Genomic DNA, 22,781 nt, shown 5'->3' with positions numbered 1-22,781 from the left:
ATATGGGATAGGGCATTGGCCAAACAGGGCATTGGGCATTGGGCGGAGCGAAGCGAAGCGGAGGGATTGGGCATAGGGTATACCTCACTTTTTTTAGAACAGCCATATACGAGGTTATAGCTTTTATCAAAAAGGTGAGAACTGAGTCGATTTTAGATACTTCGGCTTCGCTCAGTACGAGTTTTAGATTTTAGATTGGGGAATTCAGGCTTCTATCGATTTTAGATTGGGGAATTGAGCGAGTGATATCATCTCCGATCGATTAGCACGCGCGAACGGTTTTTGTGATAGTAATTGACCGGATATGATATGAGGTATTGAGCGATCGCTCAATACCTCATTTTTCCCTCAAACTGCCACAGATCCGTACACAATAAGTCATTCCCAATTTTTTAATTTCAACTCTTATCTTAAATCTCAAATCTCAAATAGTATGAATTGGTGGGTAGCCAGAACAAGACTACCCCTATATGCGTGCTGCTACCGGTCGCGAATGCTGCGTTCTTTTTTGCTGCCTTCAAAGCCGCGAGCGTCCCCAACATCGTAGCCTCCAGTCCGTAAGCGACGGTCTAAATCGCTGGCTTCGGGAGAACTTTTTGCTGCTTCTTCGATCGTCACTCTGCCTTCGAGCACCAGTTTATAAAGACCCTGGTTGATAATCTGCATTCCTTCGTAGGTGTCATGTTCCATCAACCGGAAAGCTTCGTCATCAGCACCTTTCATTAAGTAATCGTGCATGGCGGGCGTATTCACCAAAATGTCATGAACTGCGACGCGGCGGTTGTCAACTGTTGGCAGTAAAAGTTGGGCAATTACTGCTACCAAAGAGTCGCAGATTTGAATCCGCATTGCTTGCTGTTCTTCGGGCGGATACATATTTAACAAGCGGTTAATAGCGTTTATGGCGCTGCGAGTGTGGAGAGTTCCAATTACTAAGTGACCTGTTTGAGCTGCTTGCAGGGCTGTATTGATGGTAACGCGATCGCGCATTTCCCCGATCAGAATCACATCTGGATCTTCCCGCAAAACTGCCCGTAAAGCCTGCTGAAATTCGTGGGTGTGCAAGCCGACTTCCCGCTGGCTGACCAAGCATTTTTTGGAAGGGTGAATGAATTCGATCGGGTCTTCAATTGTAACTACGTGCTTCTGTTCCATCTGGTTGAGATGGTCGATCATGGCAGCTACTGTTGTTGATTTTCCCGAACCTGTAGGCCCCGTAACCAAAATCAATCCCTGCGATCGCAAAATGATATTTTTGAGAACTTCTGGTAGCCTCAAGGAATCGATTGTCGGTATTTCCAAATTGATCAACCGCAATACTATCGCACCGCCGCTGAGGGCATCGAAACAGTTGACGCGACAACGCACAAAGCCTGGATAAAAAATTGCTGTATCTAATTCCTTGGTAGCTGCAAACTGTTTTCGCTGTTCGGGCGTGAGAATTTCGGCTAGATAATTTTCAAACAATTCTGGCGTTACTTTGGGGTGGGTGGTTGCTACTTGCATCACGCCCCGAATCCGAAATCGAGGTACTTGGCCGACTCGAATGTGAATGTCGGAAGCCGAGGCGCTGTGGGCATCTCTGACCATTTGTTCGATCGTACTGGTGGGTGTCTCCACAGCCCGCGGCGGGGGGGCGGAGGGCGGACTCGGCGCGGCTGGACTCGGCGCGGGAGTTGCGATTGCTAAGGGCGGGGGCGGCGGAGGCGTGCGGCGGGCTTGAGGCTCTGGTCGAACGGGTGTACGATTGTTTGATGGGTTCATTTTTTAGTCTCCAATCAGTCGATTTTAGGTGTAAAACTTGAGATTTTGGATTGACTCGCAGCGCCGTGAATCTGGCAGTTTCAATGAGGGTCTACAATTTGCGAATTGACGGTGATTGAGTATCGGGAGGTTGTATCCGTTATTGGGCGAGGTCAGTGTATTATAGCTTTTATCAAAAAGGTGAGAAGTGAGTCGATTTTAGATTTTAGATTTGAGATTTTAGATTGGGGGATTTAGGGATTGGAGGATTGAGGGATCGATCGCTCAATACCCTATCTTTGGCTCGAACTGCTATAACTGCGAAAAAACACCCAATTTATAATCTAATCGCTCGCTGGCTCATTCGGTGCTAGATGCTGAAAATATTTTACAATTGGGCTTGATGGGACGATCGACTAATTAACAATTTTAACTTGTATGAATATCAGTCAAAAAATTGTCGGCTGGCTCGAAAATCGTGCTGTAACCCCCGCCTACGCGGGTTGGCTGCTATCGGGAATGACGGTTTTCTTTTTTGGGTCTGCTACTAATACAATGGCTGGTTGGTTGTACGCACTAAGCGGTGGGAGTTTGGCGCTGTTGGTCGTAGCGGCGGTTTTGCCGGTCAAATCGCTTCGTTCTTTGGAAGTGCGCCGTCGCCCCATCGAACCGGTGAGTGCGGGCGATCAAATTACAATCGAACTAGAAATCACAAATCGCGATCGCCAACCTAAAACTTTGTTGCAAGTGGTAGACATCTTGCCGTTTGTATTGGGAAAAGAGGTCATCCGCCCGATCGAAGTCATAGAGCCTAACAGTACATACAGGGATACATACTATAGAGAAGTCCCGCAGCGCGGTATCTATCGCTGGCAAGAGGTGCACTTGAGAACGGCTGCGCCTTTAGGGTTGTTTTGGTGCCGCCGCAGCCGTCCGGCGAAAGCGGTGGCGGTTGTCTACCCGCAGGTTTTGCCGTTGAGCGCTTGCCCTTTGATCGATCGCATCGGTCAAGAAGACAGCCCGCAATTGTACAATCGCAGTCGATCGCAAACTGCTACCGAAGGCCTCACCCGCAACCTCAGACCTTACCGCCACGGAGACCCCACCCGCCTGATCCACTGGCGCACCAGCGCCCGCTACGGAGAACTGCGCGTGAGAGAGTTAGAAGTTGCCGCCGGCGGTCAAGACATTATTATTGCTCTCGACAGCGGCGCTTTGTGGGAAGCAAAGGAATTTGAACGAGCCGTGACAGTAGCAGCTTCTCTTTACTTCTATGCTAGCAAGCGCCTGTTAAACGTCAAACTTTGGACGGCCGGAACCGGACTCGTATCGGGGAACCGGGTAGTTTTGGAAATTTTAGCCGCGGTTAATTCTGGGGAAGAGGCGATCGATTCTCGATCGAAACAGTCGATAATTTGGCTGACTCCAAACACTACGAGTTTAAGCACTCTTTCCCAAGGTAGCCGCTGGGTGCTCTGGCCGAGCGCCACTGCTGAAACAGGCGAAAAAACATTAGTAAAACACGATTTACCAGGGTTAGAAATTCGCTCCGACCGACCGTTAGAACTTCAGTTACAAGCAAGCATCTCCTAGACTTTTAGACGTTAGGATCGCCCTGAAGGAAGATCGCAGCCACTTCAGTCAGAATGGGAGTGTTCTTATCGTTTAGCTAAAGAAATATGAAAGACGAATTTGATGACAAAGAGAGAAATTTTTCTCCCGGCGATCGCTCAAACGCTATTTTTGGGCGAACAGAATTATATTTATTGCTGCTGTTGTTCGTCGGTGGTATTACGATAGACTACTGGTTTAGGCATCACCCACAACAGCTTTGGCGATCGCCCACCGAGCAGCCTGCGGGTCTCAGTCCACCATCCCCCAAACCGCTGCTTTAAGCGGGATCGTCAACGTCTGCACTTTCCCCAAAGGCAAAATGATACGCATCGGAAAACTTATCTGGAGTCGCTTTTCCCATCAACTGTTGCGTCCCAAGCGATTAGCGATTTTTGAAGCCTGCCTGATTGGGCTAGTGTCAGGACTTGCTGCGCTGCTGTTGGCACAAGGAGTAGGTTGGCTCGGCGGCTGGCGGCAACAGGCAACGCATTTCATCCCGGCCTATATTGCACTACCCTCGATCGGGGCCCTAGGCGGATTCTTGTCTGGATTCATAGTCGATCGCCTCGCTCCGGCCGCCAGCGGGAGCGGCATGAGCGAAGTCAAGGCGGTACTCGCCAACGTTCCGATGCCTTTGAATTTACGAATTGCCCTAGTGAAGTTGGTCAGCGCCACCCTCATACTCGCTGCCGGCATACCCCTCGGACGAGAAGGCCCCACGGTACAGATTGGGGCAGCGTTAGCGAGTCAACTGAGTCGATGGTTCCCAACTTCACCCGATCATCGCCGTCAGATCCTCGCAGCCGGAGCCGGAGCGGGACTTGCAGCCGCGTTTAACGCGCCGATCGCAGGTGTTTTATTTGTGGTCGAAGAACTGTTGCAAGACGTGTCAGGAATCACCTTGGGAACCGCTATCCTAGCTTCGTTCATCGGGTCAGTTGTCGCTCGGATCAGTGGTTCGCACAATCTCGATTTAGACCTGCATCTTGTTGTCTTTAATACCAGCTTTTCTGCTTCTGAGATTCCGTTTTACCTGCTGCTGGGAATCATAGCAGGCGGACTTGGCGTGCTGTTCAATCGCTCAATCCTGACAAGTTTGACGTTGTACCGCCGCTTTTTCCGTGTCGGCTTACCCTGGCGAATCGGATTTGCTGGGCTGATTACGGGAATTGCACTCGCTGCTTTACCAGATATATTTCGAGACAATGCCGGACTCAAAGAACTGCTATTAACCGGAAATGCAGACTGGCAACTCGTGGCGATCGTCTTTTGCATCCAGTTTTTTCTGATCGTCGTCACCTACGGTTCTGGCGCACCGGGCGGGTTGCTGATTCCCAGCATGGTACTGGGTGCAGCGTTAGGATACCTCGTAGGAGTCGGAGAACACCAAGTTTTGGGTTTAAGTCTGGCAACCACCTATGCACGGGTGGGGATGGCGGCATTTTTCTGTGCGGTTGCTCGCACTCCGATTACTGCGGTAATCCTAGTGTTTGAGATGACGACTGACTTTAATTTAGTGTTGCCGCTGATGATCGTATCTGTGACTTCTTACCTGATTGCAGAATTGCTTGATGAGGGTTCGCTTTACGATCGCTTGCTGGCCTTTAAAGGCATTCACCTGACGAAAGAAACGAGCGCTCAAGATCCTTGGACAGATTTAACTGCATTGAATGTGATGCAGCCGAAAGTAGAAACGCTTTCTAGTCGGATTCGTCTGGAAGAAGCGTTACAGGCGTTTTCCCTGTCTTCCCACCGCACGTTTCCGGTGGTAGAAAGCGGCAAGCTTGTCGGCATTGTAACTCAAAAGGATATTACCAACTTTTCTGCACGAGGATTGAATGGTGAGAATCTTGTCAGCGAGCTGATGACACCAGAGCCGGTTCGCATTAACCCAGAAGATACGCTTGCCTATGTGCTGCATTTGCTCGATCGACACAATCTCCATAGCTTACCAGTCGTAGAAGGACGGCGATTGGTCGGTATTATTACCCGCAGCGATATTATTCGCGTTGAAGCAGCTTATCTCAACAACGAAAGTCTCGCTCAACCAAAGGTAGAACGATCTCGGATAATTCATCAAACCAAATCGCCCGAAACTGGACAAGGGCGCATCCTCGTGCCGTTGAGCAATCCAAAAACCTCCCTGACGCTGTTAGAAATGGCAGTGGCAATTGCCCGCGATCGCAACTATGAAATTGAATGTTTGCAGGTGATTGTTGTGCCAAGACATGAGGCGCTTGCAGAAACTCCAGTAAAAACGGCGGAGGGTCAAAAGTTACTAAAGCAGGCAATCCGTCTGTGTCAAGCGTGGCAAGTTCCGATCCATACCCAGATTCTAGTGGCGCATGATTTGTCAAGTGCCATTCTCGAAACGATCGAAGAGCGACATATCGATCTCGTCTTAATGGGCTGGAAAGGCAGCACTAAAACACCGGGGCGGGTTTTTAGTCGAGTTGTCGATACTATGATTCGACAGGCTGTTTGTGAAGTGGTGTTGGTGAAGTTAATCGATCGAGCAATTTTTGAGCGGTGGTTAGTACCAATGGCAGGCGGGCCCAATGCCCATCAAGCAGTTCGGTTGCTACCTGGATTGATTTCTCTGACCAAAACCGCACAAGTCAGATTATTTCATGTGTACGATGCTTCTGAGGAGCGCCAAGCCAATCGTGTTGACTTTGAACCAACCGAAGAAATCTTGAAAGCTGCCGCTGAGTTTCTCAAGCCCCAAGTGAATGCCTCTATCTTAACGACTTCTGTATGTGCTGATTCTGTGTCGGCTGCAGTATTGAGTTATGCCAAGCAGGATGGGAGCGATGTGATTATTTTGGGTGCGAGTCGAGAGGGATTGTTGCAACAGATGAAACAGGGAAATATTCCAGCCCTGATTTCTCGTCAAAGCAACTGCAATGTAATTTTGGTGAGAGCGTCTTGAAGCAGAAAAATGAATCACAAGAGATATAGTTTCCGGTCGATTAGCCACAGTAAATAAGGTTCGTGCGGACGACTGTCCGTTCTTATTACGGACGGTCGTCCGCACTGCGAAACGTTTTTGTTATAGTAATCTAGCGAACAGAATAGAAATCGTAGAGCGATCGCTAATCCGGTGATTTGTTTTGATCTTGAAAAATTTTTAATAGAAACGATCGCATTTTTTGAGAGAGCATCTGAGTTTTGTTTTTGTAGCGCTGTCGCGCGATCGCCTAGTAAAGGATCGCATTCCCACAAAAAAATATTTTTACAAAGCCGCAGATGCTCCCCGGTTAATCTGTCGTTTCCGGGAGAATGTCCACGACATACTCCGGTACATACTCGGGAATATCTTGGGGCAAATTCTGGGGCAAATTCTGGGGCAAATTCTCCCGTGGCTGTTCGAGGCGGACGCGCCGGATCGGGAGATTTGCAATCAATGCTGTCGCCCGCTGATCGCTAGCAAGCGCAAACTCCGACTCAGTAGTATCGATTTCCACATAGCGAGACACCACCTCTAGAATTTCTCGGCGCATCGATTCAACCATTTCGGGGCTGAGCTCTGAGCGATCGTGGGCTAAAACCAGTTTCAGGCGACGTTTTACATCGTCGCGGCTGTTGTCAGGGGTGCGCGGGAAAAGTCGTTCGAGAAGTGTGTATAGCATGGGTATAGCGGATTTGTCAAGGGTTGGGCATAGAACAAGTCAGTCGATTTTAGATTTTAGATACTTCGGCTTCGCTCAATACAAGTTTGAGATTTTAAGATTGGGGAATGACTTATTCCCGTCTGGGTTGGAGTAGGGGGCAGCAGTTTGATGCTTTTGGGGAACCGGTATCACTTGGGAAAACTTTCAAGTAATTTTTGTGGTGCGGTGGTTGCTGTTTGAGGTCGATCGCCAATATTGCAGCACATCACATAATTTTAGTATTGAAGAACTTGCGGAGGCGAGTAAAAAAGTTTTCGGGACGGGAATTGAGATCGAGAAAGTCAACTTTTTCGCCTTCTAAGCGGCGGGCAATATTGTCGAAGGCCGTTCCAGCTAAAGAGGCCGTTTCCGACAATACTAATGGTTCGCCTCGGTTCGTAGAAACAATGACGCGCTCGTCGTCGGGAACAACGCCTAACAGCGGAATGGCGAGGATTTCCCGCACGTCTTGCACCGACATCATATCATTTGCCAGCACCATTGCAGGCCTGATCCGGTTGACGATCAGCCTAATTTTTTTGACATTGTTGGCTTCTAGCAGCCCGATGACTCGATCGGCATCCCGGACAGCAGCGATTTCTGGAGTGGTGACAATGATGCCTTCTTGCGCCGGGGCGATCGCATTTTGAAAACCCTGTTCAATTCCAGCCGGAGAGTCAATCAAAATATAGTCGTATTTTGCTCCCAACATCCCCACAAGCTGCTTCATTTGCTCAGCGCTGATGGCATCCTTCATCCGAGTTTGGGCAGCCGGCAACAGCACCAAACGCGGCTGCCGCTTATCTTTCACCAAAGCTTGCTCTAACCGGCACTCTCCGGCGAGAACTTCTAAGGCCGTGTAAACAATGCGGTTTTCTAAGCCCAGCAGCAAGTCTAAATTTCTGAGACCGAAATCGGCATCAATGACGGCAACATTGCGCCCCCGCTTAGCTAAAGCCATGCCGAGATTGGCTGTGGATGTGGTTTTTCCCACTCCGCCTTTCCCTGATGTAACAACAATAATGCGAGCCATAAGCGATTTTAGATTTATTAGTCAGTTGTCAGTTGTCAGTTGTTAGTTGTTAGTTGTCAGTTGTCAGTTGTTAGTTGTCAGTTGTCAGTTGTCAGTTGTTAGTTGTCAGTTGTCAGTTGTCAGTTGTCAGTTGTCAGTTGTCAGTTGTCAGTTGTCAGTTGTCAGTTGTCAGTTGTCAGTTGTCAGTTGTCAGTTGTCAGTTGTTATTGGAAATTAAGAATTGGAAATTGGGAATTCGTAGCGAGGAACCAATAACCAATAACCAATAACCAATAACCAATAACCAATAACTAATAACCAATAACCAATAACCAATAACCAATAACCAATAACTAATAACTAATAACCAATAACCAATAACCAATGACTAATGACCAATAACCAATGACCAATAACCAATAACCAATAACCAATAACTAATCACCCCCAATTAACTGCGATTTGTCAAAATCCGAGGCTCTACCGATCCGAATCCCTTGAGGTGTCACATAGGCGACTTCCGGGAAAAACTGAGCGGGTGAGGTTTCAGGGCCTCTGGCCACATACTTAGCAATCCTAATCACCATCGGTTCCATCTGCAAGGTCATAATCACGCTTTTGGTATTGCCACCGGCACCGGCGTGCACTACGCCCCGCAAACGCCCCCAAACTAGGATATCTCCTCCGGCGATGACTGAGCCACCGGGATTTACATCTCCCAAAAGTACGATCGTCCCTGGATGGCGAATTTCTACGCCCGATCGCACTGTCATCTGCAAATATAAAGGTTCCGCCAGCGATTGCGGTTTTTCGGCCACCGTTTGACTCAGAGAAGAAACCGGAGGCTGCTGTTCTACACAATAGCCTGCAGTAGCTGCAGCAACGGCGGTTTGACGGCGGCTGGTGTAGACTCGTTTGAGTTGCAGTTCCACTTCCGATAGGGCATCGGCGATTTCTTGCAGTTGGCGGATATCTAAAAGTCGATCGCTCCCCATCAATTTTACTTCTGCATTTGGCTGCCAAAAGCGTTCTCCTGCATTCAGCCTAACTTTTAGCTGCTGGCAAAGTTCAGTCCAAGTCGAAGCCGCACCAGTTGCGGCCTCGGTGTTGGTTTCTGGAGGAAGCAGCAACAATAGCTGTCCGTCTTCAGTCTTGAGTCGGACTTGCAAATCTAAGCTGATTTCGGGTGTTGATTCAGGGGCCGGTTCCGCAGCGGCTCCGGGGAAAACATCGGGTGTCATGGACAGGTCTGAGTTCGGGTATGGACAGGTTAAGATCAATATTAGCTCGATCGGTGATATTTACCATTTAGTGTAATATTTAAAGATATTTGGGGACAGGGAAATGACTACTGACACAATTCGCCAAGAAATTCAACAAGTCAAGCAACACCGCTTCACTGCATTAGATTTGATGAGTAATTCATTAACCGAAATTCCGACCGAGGTGTTTGAGTTGGAATGGTTGGAAACGTTGAATTTAAGTGGCAACCAACTGACGAGCGTACCAGAATCTATCACCCGTCTCACCAAGTTATCCACACTTGATTTATGTTTCAACCAACTGACGAGCGTACCAGAATCTATCACCCGTCTCACCAAGTTATCCACACTTGATTTATATAACAACGAACTGACAAGCGTACCAGAAGCTATCTCCCGTCTCACCAATTTATCCAAACTTAATTTAAGTGACAACCAACTGACGAGCGTACCAGAATCTATCTCCCATCTCACCAATTTATCCATACTTGATTTAAGTAACAACCAACTGACGAGCGTACCAGAATCTATCTCCCATCTCACCAATTTATCCAAACTTGATTTAAGTAACAACAAACTGACGAGCGTACCAGAATCTATCTCCCATCTCACCAATTTATCCAAACTTGATTTAAGTTACAACGGACTGACGATCGTACCAGAATCTATCACCCGTCTCACCAATTTATCCGAACTTAATTTAAGTAGCAACCAACTGACGAGCGTACCAGAATCTATCTCCCATCTCACCAATTTATCCGATCTTTATTTAGGTAGTAACCAACTGACAAGCGTACCAGAAAATATCACCCTTCTCACCAATTTATCCACACTTGATTTAAGTGAAAACCAACTGACAAGCGTACCAGAATCTATCACCCATCTCACCAATTTATCCACACTTTTTTTAGGTAGTAACCAACTGACGAGCGTACCAGAATCTATCACCCGTCTCACCAATTTATCCGAACTTTATTTAAATAACAACCAACTGGCAAGCGTACCAGAATCTATCACCCGTCTCTCCAATTTATCCACACTTAATTTAAGTAACAACCAACTGGCAAGCGTACCAGAATCTATCACCCGTCTCTCCAATTTATCCACACTTAATTTAAGTGGCAACCAACTGACGAGCGTACCAGAATCTATCACCCGTCTCACCAATTTATCCAAACTTTTTTTAAGTAGCAACCAACTGACGAGCGTACCAGAATTTATCACCCGTCTCACCAATTTATCCGAACTTGATTTAGGTAGCAACCCCCTCGAAGATCCCCCAATTGAAATTGCAAAACAAGGTATTAAGGCGATTCGTAAATATTTCCGATTAATTCAAGGAGTCAAGGAACAACGCCTCACTGAATTGGATTTGAGCGGTAATTCATTAACCGAAATTCCGACCGAGGTGTTTGAGTTGGAATGGTTGGAAAAGTTGAATTTAAGTAACAACCAACTGACGAGCGTACCAGAATCTATCACCCGTCTCACCAATTTATCTGAACTTTATTTAGTTGAAAACCAACTGACGAGCGTACCAGAATCTATCACCCGTCTCACCAATTTATCCGCACTTGATTTAACGAACAACCAACTGACGAGCGTACCAGAATCTATCTCCCGTCTCACCAATTTATCCACACTTTATTTAAGTAACAACCAACTGACGAGCGTACCAGAATCTATCTCCAGTCTCACCAATTTATCCATACTTTTTTTAAGTGGCAACCAACTGACGAGCGTACCAGAATCTATCTCCCGTCTCTCCAATTTATCCATACTTTTTTTACGTGGCAGCCAACTGGCAAGCGTACCAGAATCTATCTCCAATCTCACCAATTTATCCAAACTTGATTTAAGTAACAACCAACTGACGAGCGTACCAGAATCTATCTCCAATCTCACCAATTTATCCGAACTTTATTTAAGTAACAACCAACTGACGAGCGTACCAGAATCTATCTCCAGTCTCACCAATTTATCCACACTTTATTTAACTAACAACCAACTGACGAGCGTACCAGAATCTATCTCCAATCTCACCAATTTATCCACACTTGATTTAACGAACAACAAACTGGCAAGCGTACCAGAATCTATCTCCAATCTCACCAATTTATCCACACTTTATTTATATGACAACCAACTGACGAGCGTACCAGAATCTATCACCCATCTCACCAATTTATCCACACTTGATTTAAGTAAGAACCAACTGACGAGCGTACCAGAATCTATCTCCCATCTCACCAATTTATCCGAACTTTATTTAGGTAGTAACCAACTGACAAGCGTACCAGAATCTATCACCCGTCTCACCAATTTATCCAAACTTGATTTAAGTAACAACCAACTGACGAGCGTACCAAAATCTATCACCTGTCTGACCAATTTATCCACACTTGATTTAGGTAGCAACCCCCTCGAATATCCCCCAATTGAAATTGCAAAACAAGGTATTAACGCGATTCGTAAATATTTCCGATTAATTCAAGGAGTCAAGGAACAACGCCTCACTGAATTAGATTTGAGCAGTAATTCATTAACCGAAATTCCGACCGAGGTGTTTGAGTTGGAATGGTTGGAAAAGTTGAATTTAAGTTGCAACAAACTGACAAGCGTACCAGAATCTATCTCCCGTCTCTCCAATTTATCCAGACTTGATTTAACGAACAACAAACTGACGAGCGTACCAGAATCTATCGCCCGTCTCACCAATTTATCCTATCTTAATTTATATGGCAACAAACTGACGAGCGTACCCGAATCTATCTCCCGTCTCACCAATTTATCCACACTTGATTTAAGTTGGAACCAACTGACGAGCGTACCAGAATCTATCTCCCATCTCACCAATTTATCCGCACTTTCTTTATATGGCAACAAACTGACGAGCGTACCAGAATCTATCACCCGTCTCACCAATTTATCCAAACTTAATTTAAGTAGAAACCAACTGACAAGCGTACCAGAATCTATCACCCGTCTTACCAATTTATCCTATCTTAATTTAGGTGCGAACAAACTGACGAGCGTACCAGAATCTATCACCCGTCTCACCAATTTATCCTATCTTAATTTAGGTGAAAACGGACTGACAAGCGTACCAGAATCTATCTCCCATCTCACCAATTTATCCACACTTGATTTAAGTTACAACCAACTGACGAGCGTACCAGAATCTATCACCCGTCTCTCCAATTTATCCTATCTTAATCTAGGTGGAAACGGACTGACAAGCGTACCAGAATCTATCACCCGTCTCACCAATTTATCCACACTTGATTTAAGTGACAACGAACTGACAAGCGTACCAGAATCTATCACCCGTCTCACCAATTTATCCACACTTGCTTTATGGAACAACGGACTGACAAGCGTACCAGAAACTATTTCCCGTCTCACCAATTTATCCCAACTTGATTTAAGTCACAACGGACTGACAAGCGTACCAGAATCTATCACCCGTCTCACCAATTTATCCAGACTTGATTTAAGAGAAAACCCCCTCGAAGATCCCCCAATTGAAATTGCAGAAAAAGGTATTAACGCCATCCGCGAATATTTCCGTCACAAGCAAGCAGGAGAAGACAAACCGATTTAAACTCAAAAGTGTTTGGCTTAATGGCTGATTAGGAAACTTTCTGAGAATTAATGAAAATGGCGATCGCAATTAGTCGATCGCACTTTAATTGCAGCTTTTGGCGATCGGCTTTTGACTTAATCGCGATCGATCTGAATGTTTACCACAGTTTTCCACTGCATGACAACAGAGTAATCGGTCATCGGTAATTGTCAACCGCTAAAGTGCGACTAATGACTCCTGACTCATAACTGCAAAACTTTTTGACTTTTGCAGCAAGTTGTGTTTAGCAGATTTGCTCCGCATATCTCTAAAAAAAAAGATTTATTTACAAATCTTAATTTTTGATTAAATTTAGTATTATAATCTGGGTAACTTCTAACTAAGTATTTATTCTCACCATGATAGCGGATCAATTTCCTTGGCTAACCGCAATTGTCCTGTTACCCCTCGTTGCTTCCGTCGCCATCCCTTTTTTGCCCGATACAAACGGCAAAACAATCCGGTGGTACGCCCTGGGTGTAGGCATTGCAGATTTTGTATTAATGTGCTGGGTGTTTTGGACACATTACGATCCGAGCATCTCTACTTTCCAAATCGCAGAGAGTACAGGCATAGATAGGACTTACGCACCAGTGGTGAGAAACCGGGTTTTTTTGCAAAAATACTGCATCTAGACCTTTAATACCAATTCCGGTTGCACTCCTCATGATTTTAACTGTTAACAGTCAACAGTCAACAGTGAATTTACTATTCCGATGAAAAGAGGATTTGATATAATTTAGATAAAAACCCGGTTAGGATTGTGTACTTCATAAACCTAGAATAGGTTGTAATATTACTTTTGCTCTCGCAACACGTAGCCAACTCCCCGAACAGTATGCAGCAAGCGTTTTGAGTTACTTGCTTCTAACTTAATCCGTAACGCCCGAATATACACTTCAATAATATTTGATTCGCCCATAAAATCGTAACCCCAGACTTTTTCTAAAATCCGATCGCGCGTAATGACTTGACGGGAATGGCGCTCCTGGCGAGTTGTTGTCTCTTTTGCTACTATTGGGGATTTGGTTGAAGCTTCGCGTGTTGTTCGATCGCGCGATCGATTGCGTGAAGGTATCAAAAGTTTAGTTAAACTGAGATATTGCAACACGAGCGTCCTGTAGGGGCTCGCTTCGCCAACAGTCACAGAAAGTTACAGAGAGGTTGAATAAACCTGCTCTTACCAAAGAAAAAGCCTGATTTGAGATGGGCGCAAGATGTGAGGTTCAATCGAATTGAAAAACGAAAGGGTATTGTATGGAACTTAAAGATTTTCTGGCTTTGCTGCATCCGATTTTAGCTGTAGCGATCGTTTTTCCGATGCTTGGTGTGGTGCTGAATATGGCTTGGCAAACGATGCAGCGCCGCAAGCAAGTTGCATCCGGGGAAAAGAGCAAAATTCCCCCAGTAGTCGGTTCAGAACACCTGAAAGCAGGTCGAATTCTGTCTGGTTCGGTGGTAGGAGTGACGTTGTTGGGTTTAGGCTACGCGATTTTTGAGCATATTTTGACCGAACAAATTTGGAGCAAAAACTCGTTTCAAGTCGTTTTCATTGTGCTGATGTTTGTGGCGACTATTGCTTCTTTGGTGATGCTCTATCGAGCTACGCCTGCTTTGTGGCGCGGCATATTTGCGACTTTGACTGGTGCTGGTTTGGTGATTCTTGGCACTCAAGATGGCGTTTATCGGCGGACTAATGAATGGTATTGGTCTCACTACTACATTGGCATCACCGCTGCGCTGCTGATGGTGTTTTCGCTGGCGATTGTTGAAGATATTTACAAAGATCGATCGAATCGGTGGCGCACTGTCCATGTCATCTTGAATTCGATCGCTGTGCTGCTGTTTCTGGGACAGGGAATGACGGGAACCAGGGATTTGTTAGAAATTCCTCTGAGCTGGCAAAAACCGTATATTTATAGCTGTGATTTCACCAATAAGACTTGCCCGAAACCGTAAGCAGGAGTATCTGTGTTTTGTAAAAAGGATTTTTTGGGCTGGGCGATGCTAGAAATACACAACACAGATGCTGGCCGTCGCATTACTGTCATTTTTGGGTTTCCGACTTCACAAGCCTTGTCCAGAGAGGTTTAGAGCCACTTTAGCTGCTAGAAAATGTTTGAGTCCGGTTAAAAACTGCTGAATAAAATAACTGCAACAAACTCTTGACATTTGCCGCAATCTATGCTTTTGCTAGCCGCTGCGGTATTTATCAAAAAAAATATTTACAAATGTTAAGTTTTACTTAAATTTAGTATTATAATTGTCGTAAATTCCAACTAAGTATTTATTCTCACTATCATGATAGCGGATCAATTTCCTTGGCTGACCGCAATTGTCATCCTACCCCTCATAGCTGCCGTCGCCATCCCTTTTTTACCGGATACAGACGGCAAAACAGTCCGCTGGTATGCTCTGAGCGTTGGTATTGCAGACTTTGTATTGATGTGCTGGGTGTTTTGGACTCACTACGATCCGAGCATCTCTACTTTCCAAATCGTCGAGAAATATTCCTGGATTCCTTCTTTAGGGCTCAACTGGTCTGTTTCGGTTGACGGGCTGTCGGTTCCGCTGGTGTTGTTGGCGGGATTGGTGACGACGCTATCTATTTTTGCTGCATGGGAGGTCGATCGCAAGCCGCGATTGTTCTACTTCCTAATGTTGGTGATGTACTCGGCACAAATCGGAGTATTCGTCGCCCAAGACATCATGCTGCTGTTCATTGTCTGGGAACTAGAACTAATTCCGGTGTACCTGCTAATCTCGATTTGGGGCGGACAAAACCGTCGCTACGCAGCTACCAAATTCTTGATTTACACCGCCGGCGCTTCCATTTTTATTCTGATAGCTGCCTTAGCAATGGGATTTTACGGCGGAGGAAACGTTACCTTCGACATGGTAGAACTCGGCTTGAAGGACTACCCGCTGGGTTTAGAAATCCTGCTTTATGGCGGATTGTTCATTGCCTTCGGCGTAAAACTGGCGATTTTCCCCTTTCACACATGGCTGCCTGATGCCCACGGCGAAGCATCTTCTCCCGTGTCGATGATTCTGGCCGGCGTGTTGCTGAAAATGGGCGGCTACGGACTGATCCGCCTGAATTTGGAACTTCTTCCGAAAGCACACATTTACTTTGCACCGATTATGGCGGTGCTGGGTGTTGTTAACATTATCTACGGCGCGCTGAATTCCTTCGGCCAAACGAACATGAAGCGCCGCCTTGCGAATTCGTCGATTTCTCACATGGGATTCGTGTTGTTGGGTATTGCTTCCTTCACGGATTTGGGAATCAACGGGGCGCTGCTGCAAATGATTTCCCACGGTTTGATCGCCTCAGTATTGTTTTTCCTGGCTGGCGTTACCTACGATCGCACCCATACAATGGTGATGGACGAGATGGGCGAGATTGGGAAAGTGATGCCGAAAGTTTTTGCCTTGTTTACCGCAGGCGCAATGGCTTCTTTGGCACTCCCCGGTATGAGCGGTTTTGCTAGCGAATTGTCAGTTTTTGTAGGCGTTGCAACGAGCGATGTTTACGGCACTTCTTTCCGCGCGGCGATCGTGTTTTTGGCGGCGGTGGGAGTGATTTTGACACCGATTTATTTGCTCTCGATGCTGCGACAGTTATTTTACAACTGTGGAACATTGGCGGCTTGTGACCTTGAGGATCTAGATTTGCGGAATCAGCGAGAGAATCTGGATGAAGCGGTTTGTTTCGGTAATAGTTGTATTTTGCCTGGTGATGCACAGTTTATTGATGCTAAACCTCGGGAAGTGGCGATCGCATTTTGCTTTTTGATACCGATTGTGGGAATTGGTTTTTATCCCAACATGGCGATGCAAGTTTACGATGCGACGACTGTGGCGGTAAACGCTGAAGTCCGCCAATCTTACACCCTAATCGTTCAAGAAAATCCTCAGATTTATGCGAAGGGATTTTTGACACCCAAAATTGTACAGACTCCAACAGCGCCTGCTTTGGGCCAAATTACTGGATCTGAATCTGCATCGGCTTTCGGTATTGTCAAATAATTTTATCGAATTCTGTTTTTGCTGAAAATTGGGCGATCGCTTTTTTTGAAAGGGCGATCGTTTTTTTTTGTTAAAGTTGTTAGTTATTGGTTATTGGTTATTGGTTATTGGTTATTGGTTATTGGTTATTGGTTATTTTAGCCTGAGCGAAGTCGAAGGCTAGTCATTAGTTATTAGTGCTGTCCCCCCCCGAGCTTTCCGTCCAACGTTATCAGGAAGAAGGCTATAACGGCTTCGCTCAGGGTGAAAAGAAGAAAGAAGGAAGCCTAGGGTGCGTCGTGCTCGAAAATTTATAACAAAAAATCGACAATTTCATAGATCCGCTACGTCAGATTGTCGATGGAATGCACGGAATTTTTGATGTATCCGCACCCCACAAATACTCGATTAAACGCACAGTTCGGATCGCGCGTGCGGACACTTACTGACGCACGCGCGAACCATTTTTGTGATTAATCTACGGAACATGATACGATCGCTTGGAAAATTGCAGATTGACGGCGCTCAACGCAGATTAATTTCAAGTCTTGAGATGGCCTGGGTGCAATTCAAGTCTACTGAAATTCCCAAATAATCTGCGCTAGATTCTCCTTCGCATATCCCACCTCAAGCGTCGATTTATCCTCCAAACCCGAGACAACTTTCGTCAGGATATTTAGCGGTTCTTCAAAGCCTGTAGTTTTGAGAAACAACACTTGCAGCCGATTTTTAACTAATGCTAAAATTGAGCGACTGCGAGATTCTTCACCGGCTTTTTCTTGAGCAATACTCTGGCTAAAATTGTGAGTTTTCAACAGCCGCATTCTTTCTGTTCCTTGCGTTTTAACTGTTTCCAAAACCTCCACCCGAATCTGCTCAACCAATCTTTCGCTGACGTATTTCACAATTAAAGGCTGAAGCCTAAAAACAGTTTCTCCGCCCTCACTGATTTTTTCAATCAGCAAGCGACGGCTGAGAGAATCGAGATTTTTTAGCAAATCGGAAAGCGAGGAATTGACTAACATTTTTTCTCGCAAAGTCGTCAGGGAAATCGGACTTTGTGCAATAGCCAGCCAGCAGACAATCTCTTGTTCTGAATTCGACATTCGATCGAATTGCTGCGCGAGTAAATTGCTGATGTGTTCTTCAATAAATAACGCCGTCGCTTCTAAAAATTTGACAACATTACCATCAAAAAAATCGTTAATTGTGGTTGCCACAATTTTTAATGCTAACAAATTTCCTCCGTAGCGAGCTAACAAAATTTCCCACTCTCGATCGCGAGCTGACAAGCCTTTTTCTTGGAAAATCTCTCTGGCTATTTCTTCAGAAATAGCGGGTTTGAAAGACCGCACTTTTTCTCCCGCCAGCAAAGCTAGTTCTGTAGGTTCTTCGGCACTAACTAGCACTAAACAGCTATGGTGATTGACTTGACCGAGGCGCACAATTAAATCTCGATAGCCTTCGCAGCCTTCGCGGTAGTGTCCCGCTAGTTCTTCGGGTCGGAGGACTGCTTCAAAATCGTCTACAATTAGCAGACAGCGCTGTTTTCGCAAATGCTCGATTAAGCACGAAATTTTGTCGTTGAGATCGATCTTTTTCGATGGAGCGGCTAACGGCACATCGGGCTTTTTTGGGTTATAAAAAAGTTGAATTAAGCTGTCTAGAAATTCGGATGGTGTTGGTGTCGATCGCAGCGATCGCCAAATCACAAAATCAAACTCATGCTGTATCTGTTTCGCCAACTGTACCGACAGAGTTGTTTTCCCGCTACCGGCCAAACCCAGCAGCGCTACCAAGCGACAATTATCCGATACGATCGACTGTTTTAGCGCAGTTAATTCTTCACTGCGTCCGTAAAAAACCGCAACATCCGGTGCTTGGCCCCAATCTTCTTGTCTGCGCCCGTTAGCGTTAGCGAAGCGATCCGAAGGAAAGCCCGCCCCAACAGAGGCTACGCCAACGGAGAGGAGCGGCATTTTGAAAAAAGATCCTTTACCTCCGGGACTAAAATCGCTTGCTCCCTGCTCTGCGTGGTATGAAAACAGTAACTGATGTCTCAATTCTGACAATTTTCCTGGGCCGTTCCCCCCAATCTGAAACTTTTTGTAAACTTCGCCTAGTCTTTTGCGAACGGCGATGTCGCTAATGCCGAGCTTTTTGGCGATAGTAGCGGTAGATTGACCGTCAAGAGCCATAAACACGGTTTTTAACTCGGCATCTGTCACACCGAGCTGTTTGGCGATATTTTGCACAAAGTTTTGAGGAATCGGAGTAGTCAAGGTAGGAATCTCGCCTCTACTAAAAATCTATCTTCTATTATATTCTGTGACTTCTCGCGGGCGAACAATTGCATCGGTTAAAGTTCAGTTTGCTTGTCTTTTGTTGGGAAAATTTGAGATATTTTTCCCCAAATTCTAGGTTTTGGTACCAGTTTAAAAAACAATGCAACTGCGGAAAACCTCCCAACCCTGATGCAATCAGTAATATTATGTCCTAGGGAAGAACAGCTATCAAACAGGTTGGTAGTGAGGAATTCAGCTTTTAAATTGGATGGGAACTTCAGTCCTCACTACAAACCAGACCGTTATTTTTTTACCGGACATAATATCATCTTTAGCAGCCCTCTATCAATCAAACACGCTCGCACTATCGCGGTATTCCTCAGCAGAAACCAGGCGCCAACTTCCATCGCCCAAAAGTTCTAAAACCTCCTGGTGATATTTCAACAAACTCAAGCGGTGGCCGACACTCACAAAGGTAGTTTTAGTTGCTTGCAACTGCTCGTATAAATGTTGCTCGTTCTTCAAATCCAAAGCACTTGTCGCCTCATCCAAAATAGCGTAGCGCGGTTCTGTCAGCAACAATCGGGCAAAAGCTAAACGCTGCTGTTCTCCCAGCGACAAAATCTCCGTCCAATCTAAATCCGCCTCAAAACCGCCCAATCTGTCGGGTAAATCTGCTAAGTTTACTGATGCCAAAACGCGGCGAAATTTTTCCTCATCAACCTCGCTGCTGGTGTTGGGATACAGAAGTTGCGATCGCAAACTGCCCAAAATCATATAAGGACGCTGCGGCAAAAACAACATTTCCCCAAGTTCCGGCCGCACCAAACGGCCCGTGCCCGAGTCCCACAAACCCGCAATAGCCCGCACCAAAGAACTCTTTCCTGCGCCGCTTTGACCGACAATTAACAGTCCTTCTCCCGGCGACACCGCTACCGACAAATCCCTAATCAAAGTCTTTTGATGCTTGGGAGTATCTAAAGTAACGTGTTCCAGCGTCAACTGAGAATCAACTACTAAATCTATAGTTGTTTCTCCGGCACGAGATACCGCTTTTTCTGCTTCCAAAGTATCTGTAAATACAGTCAAACGATTGATACTAGCTGCAAAAGAACTCAGCGGTTCAATCTGAGTTACAATCACCGAAAAAGCCGCTAAAACCTGACTGAAAGCAAAACCTGCTTGCGTGATATCTCCAAACTGGATTGTATCGGTTTTGTCGGCAAAGTAAGCAGGAGCTAGAAACAAAGCCGGAATAATCACAACAGCATATCCGTATCCCGTTGTGAAATAATCCAGATTTCGCTGCCAGCCAATTAGTAAATTAAAATTGCGGAATACTTCCACGAACCGCTGCTTTATTTGTGTCGATTCCTGTTCTTCTCCCCGGTAAAAAGCAATAGATTCAGCATTGTCGCGAATGTGAACCAGTCCGTAGCGGAAGTTAGCTTCTTTTTTAAGTTGGTTAAAATTAAGAGGTACTAATCTTTGCCCAAAAAACAGAGTGGCGACCGTCCCCAAGATAGCATAAACTATCAGGAATATCGAAAGTTGTTTGGAGATAGACCACAGGATACCTGTGAAAGATATAATGTCAACTATTGAACCCAAGATTATCAGCAAGAATGACAAACTTGTCCGGGTAAATGATTTGATATCTTCGGAAATTCGCTGGTCTGGATTGTCGATTTCTTTGTGAGAATTGATTTCATAATAAGCCCGATTCTGAAAATATTTATCGAGGAACTTATTTGTCATCCACTCTCGCCAGTAGAGACTTAATTTATCTTGGATGTAGCGGTAAATTACGACAATAGGAGTGCCGAGTGCAAAAACGCCTGCATAGACAAACAGATACTTCCAGTAATTGAGCTCGTCTTTTTTAGCTAGTGCTGTGTTAAAAAAGTTACCGACATAACTAATAATTACATTCAGCCCGCTAACTGACAGGGACAAAAATAGCAGCAAAGTCAATAAAGCCCAGGGCTGCCAGTGCGCTGTCAATCTGTTTTTGAAGCAGATAAAAGCAATGAAAGGAATAATTAGCATGAAAGCTACGATCGCAATTGCGGGCGAATTAATAATTCCTTTCAACAAAGTAACTAAGCCGGCCGCAATACTATTGACAAAATCTGGAAAAAGAGCAGCACCTCCGAGACATAAAGCGCTCACAGCCACAAACATCGCAGCAAAGAGAAATATCAACAGCAGTGCGACTAATCCTAAAAATCTTTTGCCGCCCCCAGGCTCTAAAGGATAAAAGTAAGGCTGAGCGATCGCCATAAACCGCTCCCACAACTGACGGTCAAATCGATTCATCTGTGCTTTTTACAAAACTACTTCGGCTGTTATAACATATCAAGTTTTATTACCGATGGCTGCAGTAATTTATTTGGGAGCCGATCGCAGAAATTCATCTTACCTACAGACGGATACTTGCTTGCGGGCTTAAATACTCGATCTCAAAAAATTGGATTTCATAGCATTTTCATTTTTTATTTGGCGTTTTTCGATTGAGAATAACTTATACAATAGCGGTTTAGCAGCTATCCTAGAGTTGCATTAGTTTTTTGAACTGCTATTAGTTCAAGCTGGCAGATTCACGGAGCTACAAGTCAATTCTCAATAGGCATCTCTAGAATCTCAAATCGATGGAATCAGAAGAAGTCGCGGTTTGGTCGATCGACTCCGACTCGGATTGAGTGCTGTAAAATCGCTGGCTAATCCCCAAAATCACTTGCTTCATCACCCAATACAAAACAGCAATTACTACAAAAGTTGCAGCCATTACTACAAACGGACGCTTACCAATCAAATCATTCATGACGGTGTTAACCAGCGCATCCGGGTTAGTCAGGATGTCCCAACTGTTGAAGCGGATAAATCGCCCTAAATAAATGCCGATCGCCGAAAGTGCGTGAATAATCATCTCGGTGGCGAGAATAAATCTACCCCAACCCTGTTGCTTGAGATAGTAACCCAAATTCATCACCGACAGCACGTAAGCTCCAAAGCCGGCCAGCATAAACGCCAGATACTGCGGAATTAAAGCCAGAGTCACAGTCCACACCGAGTGCTCCTGTTTAATCTGCTCGATCAGGTGAATGATATCAGTTAAAACGTAGGGTGCGTTGGGCAAAAATGCGATAAACCAGAAAAAACCGCCCCACCAGCGGAGAGAGCGAACTCCGCGCTGTCGCAGTACCCAGATGTCTAAAGCCATCAGCACGATCGTAATGGCGATCGCCCCCAAAACGTAAGTTTTGCCCACATCTTGCACAATGTGCCTCAGATAGGCTAAAACATGGCGCGTGCTCGGCACAAATGTAGCGCCCAGGAGAACCCACGTACCCCAAAGCAGCCAGCGCGATCGGGGTTTGCGGAACAGCCAAAAACTCAGCGCCAGCGGTAGTAAACCTAAAAACAAATTCCAAGACATCCAGCGGACATTGTGTCCCATTGCTTCGAGCGCTTCCAGGATTAATCCCATCATGTCAGTTTTTATCCATTTAAAGGTTGATGCAGCACCGCTTTTCTAGCAGCTTGGATCTATCTTAGGTTAACTTGTAGGGTACG

The 22,781-nt window shown here is 45.6% G+C and carries 14 protein-coding genes and 3 pseudogenes; 8 read left to right on the top strand and 9 right to left on the bottom strand.

Annotated features, from left to right (window positions below; genetic code table 11):
- Window positions 1–480: 480 nt before the first annotated feature.
- Complete coding sequence (locus tag IQ263_RS05330) at window positions 481–1,764, bottom strand: type IV pilus twitching motility protein PilT (RefSeq protein ID WP_194066509.1); 1,284 nt, start codon at window positions 1,762–1,764, stop codon at window positions 481–483.
- Between the two features lie 417 nt (window positions 1,765–2,181).
- Here IQ263_RS05330 and IQ263_RS05325 point away from each other — a divergent pair, with 417 nt between their 5' ends.
- The 3 genes from IQ263_RS05325 (at window position 2,182) to IQ263_RS05315 (ending at window position 6,289) form a co-directional block, all read left to right on the top strand.
- Window positions 2,182–3,336 (top strand): DUF58 domain-containing protein, encoded by a 1,155-nt coding sequence (locus tag IQ263_RS05325; protein ID WP_194066508.1) that lies wholly within the window; start codon window positions 2,182–2,184, stop codon window positions 3,334–3,336.
- Window positions 3,337–3,422: 86 nt separating this feature from the next.
- Window positions 3,423–3,638: a hypothetical protein gene (locus IQ263_RS05320; RefSeq protein ID WP_194066507.1), complete on the top strand. Its 216-nt coding sequence runs from the start codon at window positions 3,423–3,425 to the stop codon at window positions 3,636–3,638.
- Window positions 3,639–3,676: 38 nt separating this feature from the next.
- Window positions 3,677–6,289, top strand: coding sequence for a chloride channel protein (locus IQ263_RS05315; protein WP_194066506.1), 2,613 nt, complete (start codon window positions 3,677–3,679; stop codon window positions 6,287–6,289).
- Between the two features lie 328 nt (window positions 6,290–6,617).
- Here the strand turns inward: IQ263_RS05315 and minE are convergent, their stop codons facing one another.
- From minE to minC, 4 genes and pseudogenes are all read right to left on the bottom strand, one after another.
- Window positions 6,618–6,989: a cell division topological specificity factor MinE gene (gene minE / locus IQ263_RS05310; protein ID WP_194008435.1), complete on the bottom strand. Its 372-nt coding sequence runs from the start codon at window positions 6,987–6,989 to the stop codon at window positions 6,618–6,620.
- A 247-nt stretch (window positions 6,990–7,236) separates the two neighbouring features.
- The gene (gene minD, locus IQ263_RS05305; RefSeq protein ID WP_194066505.1) at window positions 7,237–8,043 is read right to left on the bottom strand and encodes a septum site-determining protein MinD; all 807 of its coding nucleotides are present in this window, start codon (window positions 8,041–8,043) and stop codon (window positions 7,237–7,239) included.
- Window positions 8,044–8,256: 213 nt separating this feature from the next.
- Window positions 8,257–8,457: pseudogene (locus tag IQ263_RS28185) on the bottom strand (hypothetical protein).
- 2 nt (window positions 8,458–8,459) lie between these two features.
- A complete protein-coding gene (minC, locus tag IQ263_RS05300; protein ID WP_194066504.1) occupies window positions 8,460–9,263 on the bottom strand; it encodes a septum site-determining protein MinC in 804 nt (267 codons plus the stop codon).
- A gap of 103 nt (window positions 9,264–9,366) precedes the next feature.
- On the opposite strand from minC, the gene IQ263_RS05295 reads away from it, so the two are divergent.
- The 3 genes and pseudogenes from IQ263_RS05295 to IQ263_RS05290 form a co-directional block, all read left to right on the top strand.
- Window positions 9,367–12,888, top strand: coding sequence for a leucine-rich repeat domain-containing protein (locus IQ263_RS05295; protein WP_194066503.1), 3,522 nt, complete (start codon window positions 9,367–9,369; stop codon window positions 12,886–12,888).
- 56 nt (window positions 12,889–12,944) lie between these two features.
- Complete coding sequence (locus IQ263_RS29180) at window positions 12,945–13,076, top strand: hypothetical protein (protein WP_255515815.1); 132 nt, start codon at window positions 12,945–12,947, stop codon at window positions 13,074–13,076.
- A gap of 192 nt (window positions 13,077–13,268) precedes the next feature.
- Window positions 13,269–13,472, top strand: a pseudogene (locus IQ263_RS05290) (NAD(P)H-quinone oxidoreductase subunit 4); the annotation flags it as partial.
- 233 nt (window positions 13,473–13,705) lie between these two features.
- Here IQ263_RS05290 and IQ263_RS05285 read toward each other — a convergent pair.
- Window positions 13,706–13,891, bottom strand: a pseudogene (locus tag IQ263_RS05285) (winged helix-turn-helix domain-containing protein); the annotation flags it as partial.
- A gap of 275 nt (window positions 13,892–14,166) precedes the next feature.
- Here IQ263_RS05285 and IQ263_RS05280 point away from each other — a divergent pair.
- Window positions 14,167–14,868: a DUF4079 domain-containing protein gene (locus tag IQ263_RS05280; protein ID WP_194066502.1), complete on the top strand. Its 702-nt coding sequence runs from the start codon at window positions 14,167–14,169 to the stop codon at window positions 14,866–14,868.
- Window positions 14,869–15,210: 342 nt separating this feature from the next.
- The gene (locus IQ263_RS05275; RefSeq protein ID WP_194066501.1) at window positions 15,211–16,941 is read left to right on the top strand and encodes an NAD(P)H-quinone oxidoreductase subunit 4; all 1,731 of its coding nucleotides are present in this window, start codon (window positions 15,211–15,213) and stop codon (window positions 16,939–16,941) included.
- 554 nt (window positions 16,942–17,495) lie between these two features.
- Here the strand turns inward: IQ263_RS05275 and IQ263_RS05270 are convergent.
- The 3 genes from IQ263_RS05270 to IQ263_RS05260 form a co-directional block, all read right to left on the bottom strand.
- A complete protein-coding gene (locus IQ263_RS05270) occupies window positions 17,496–19,202 on the bottom strand; it encodes a helix-turn-helix transcriptional regulator (RefSeq protein WP_194066500.1) in 1,707 nt (568 codons plus the stop codon).
- Window positions 19,203–19,550: 348 nt separating this feature from the next.
- Window positions 19,551–21,524 (bottom strand): ABC transporter ATP-binding protein/permease, encoded by a 1,974-nt coding sequence (locus IQ263_RS05265; RefSeq protein WP_194066499.1) that lies wholly within the window; start codon window positions 21,522–21,524, stop codon window positions 19,551–19,553.
- Between the two features lie 316 nt (window positions 21,525–21,840).
- Entirely contained in the window at window positions 21,841–22,698 is an 858-nt protein-coding gene (locus tag IQ263_RS05260) for a DUF1361 domain-containing protein (protein WP_194066498.1), read from the bottom strand.
- Between the last annotated feature and the right edge of the window lie 83 nt (window positions 22,699–22,781).

It is taken from the genome of Tychonema sp. LEGE 06208 (assembly GCF_015207505.1).
Taxonomy (GTDB): Bacteria; Cyanobacteriota; Cyanobacteriia; order Cyanobacteriales; family Microcoleaceae; genus Microcoleus.
Note: the sequence above shows the minus strand (reverse complement) of the source record. Positions and strands in the feature narration are given on the sequence as shown.

What these genes read in the sequence shown, in the direction of transcription:
- IQ263_RS05330 (WP_194066509.1), bottom strand. Translation starts at nt 1,764, where the DNA reads ATGAACCCATCAAACAATCGTACACCCGTTCGACCAGAGCCTCAAGCC.
- IQ263_RS05325 (WP_194066508.1), top strand. Translation starts at nt 2,182, where the DNA reads ATGAATATCAGTCAAAAAATTGTCGGCTGGCTCGAAAATCGTGCTGTA.
- IQ263_RS05320 (WP_194066507.1), top strand. Translation starts at nt 3,423, where the DNA reads ATGAAAGACGAATTTGATGACAAAGAGAGAAATTTTTCTCCCGGCGAT.
- IQ263_RS05315 (WP_194066506.1), top strand. Translation starts at nt 3,677, where the DNA reads ATGATACGCATCGGAAAACTTATCTGGAGTCGCTTTTCCCATCAACTG.
- minE (WP_194008435.1), bottom strand. Translation starts at nt 6,989, where the DNA reads ATGCTATACACACTTCTCGAACGACTTTTCCCGCGCACCCCTGACAAC.
- minD (WP_194066505.1), bottom strand. Translation starts at nt 8,043, where the DNA reads ATGGCTCGCATTATTGTTGTTACATCAGGGAAAGGCGGAGTGGGAAAA.
- minC (WP_194066504.1), bottom strand. Translation starts at nt 9,263, where the DNA reads ATGACACCCGATGTTTTCCCCGGAGCCGCTGCGGAACCGGCCCCTGAA.
- IQ263_RS05295 (WP_194066503.1), top strand. Translation starts at nt 9,367, where the DNA reads ATGACTACTGACACAATTCGCCAAGAAATTCAACAAGTCAAGCAACAC.
- IQ263_RS29180 (WP_255515815.1), top strand. Translation starts at nt 12,945, where the DNA reads ATGGCGATCGCAATTAGTCGATCGCACTTTAATTGCAGCTTTTGGCGA.
- IQ263_RS05280 (WP_194066502.1), top strand. Translation starts at nt 14,167, where the DNA reads ATGGAACTTAAAGATTTTCTGGCTTTGCTGCATCCGATTTTAGCTGTA.
- IQ263_RS05275 (WP_194066501.1), top strand. Translation starts at nt 15,211, where the DNA reads ATGATAGCGGATCAATTTCCTTGGCTGACCGCAATTGTCATCCTACCC.
- IQ263_RS05265 (WP_194066499.1), bottom strand. Translation starts at nt 21,524, where the DNA reads ATGAATCGATTTGACCGTCAGTTGTGGGAGCGGTTTATGGCGATCGCT.
- IQ263_RS05260 (WP_194066498.1), bottom strand. Translation starts at nt 22,698, where the DNA reads ATGATGGGATTAATCCTGGAAGCGCTCGAAGCAATGGGACACAATGTC.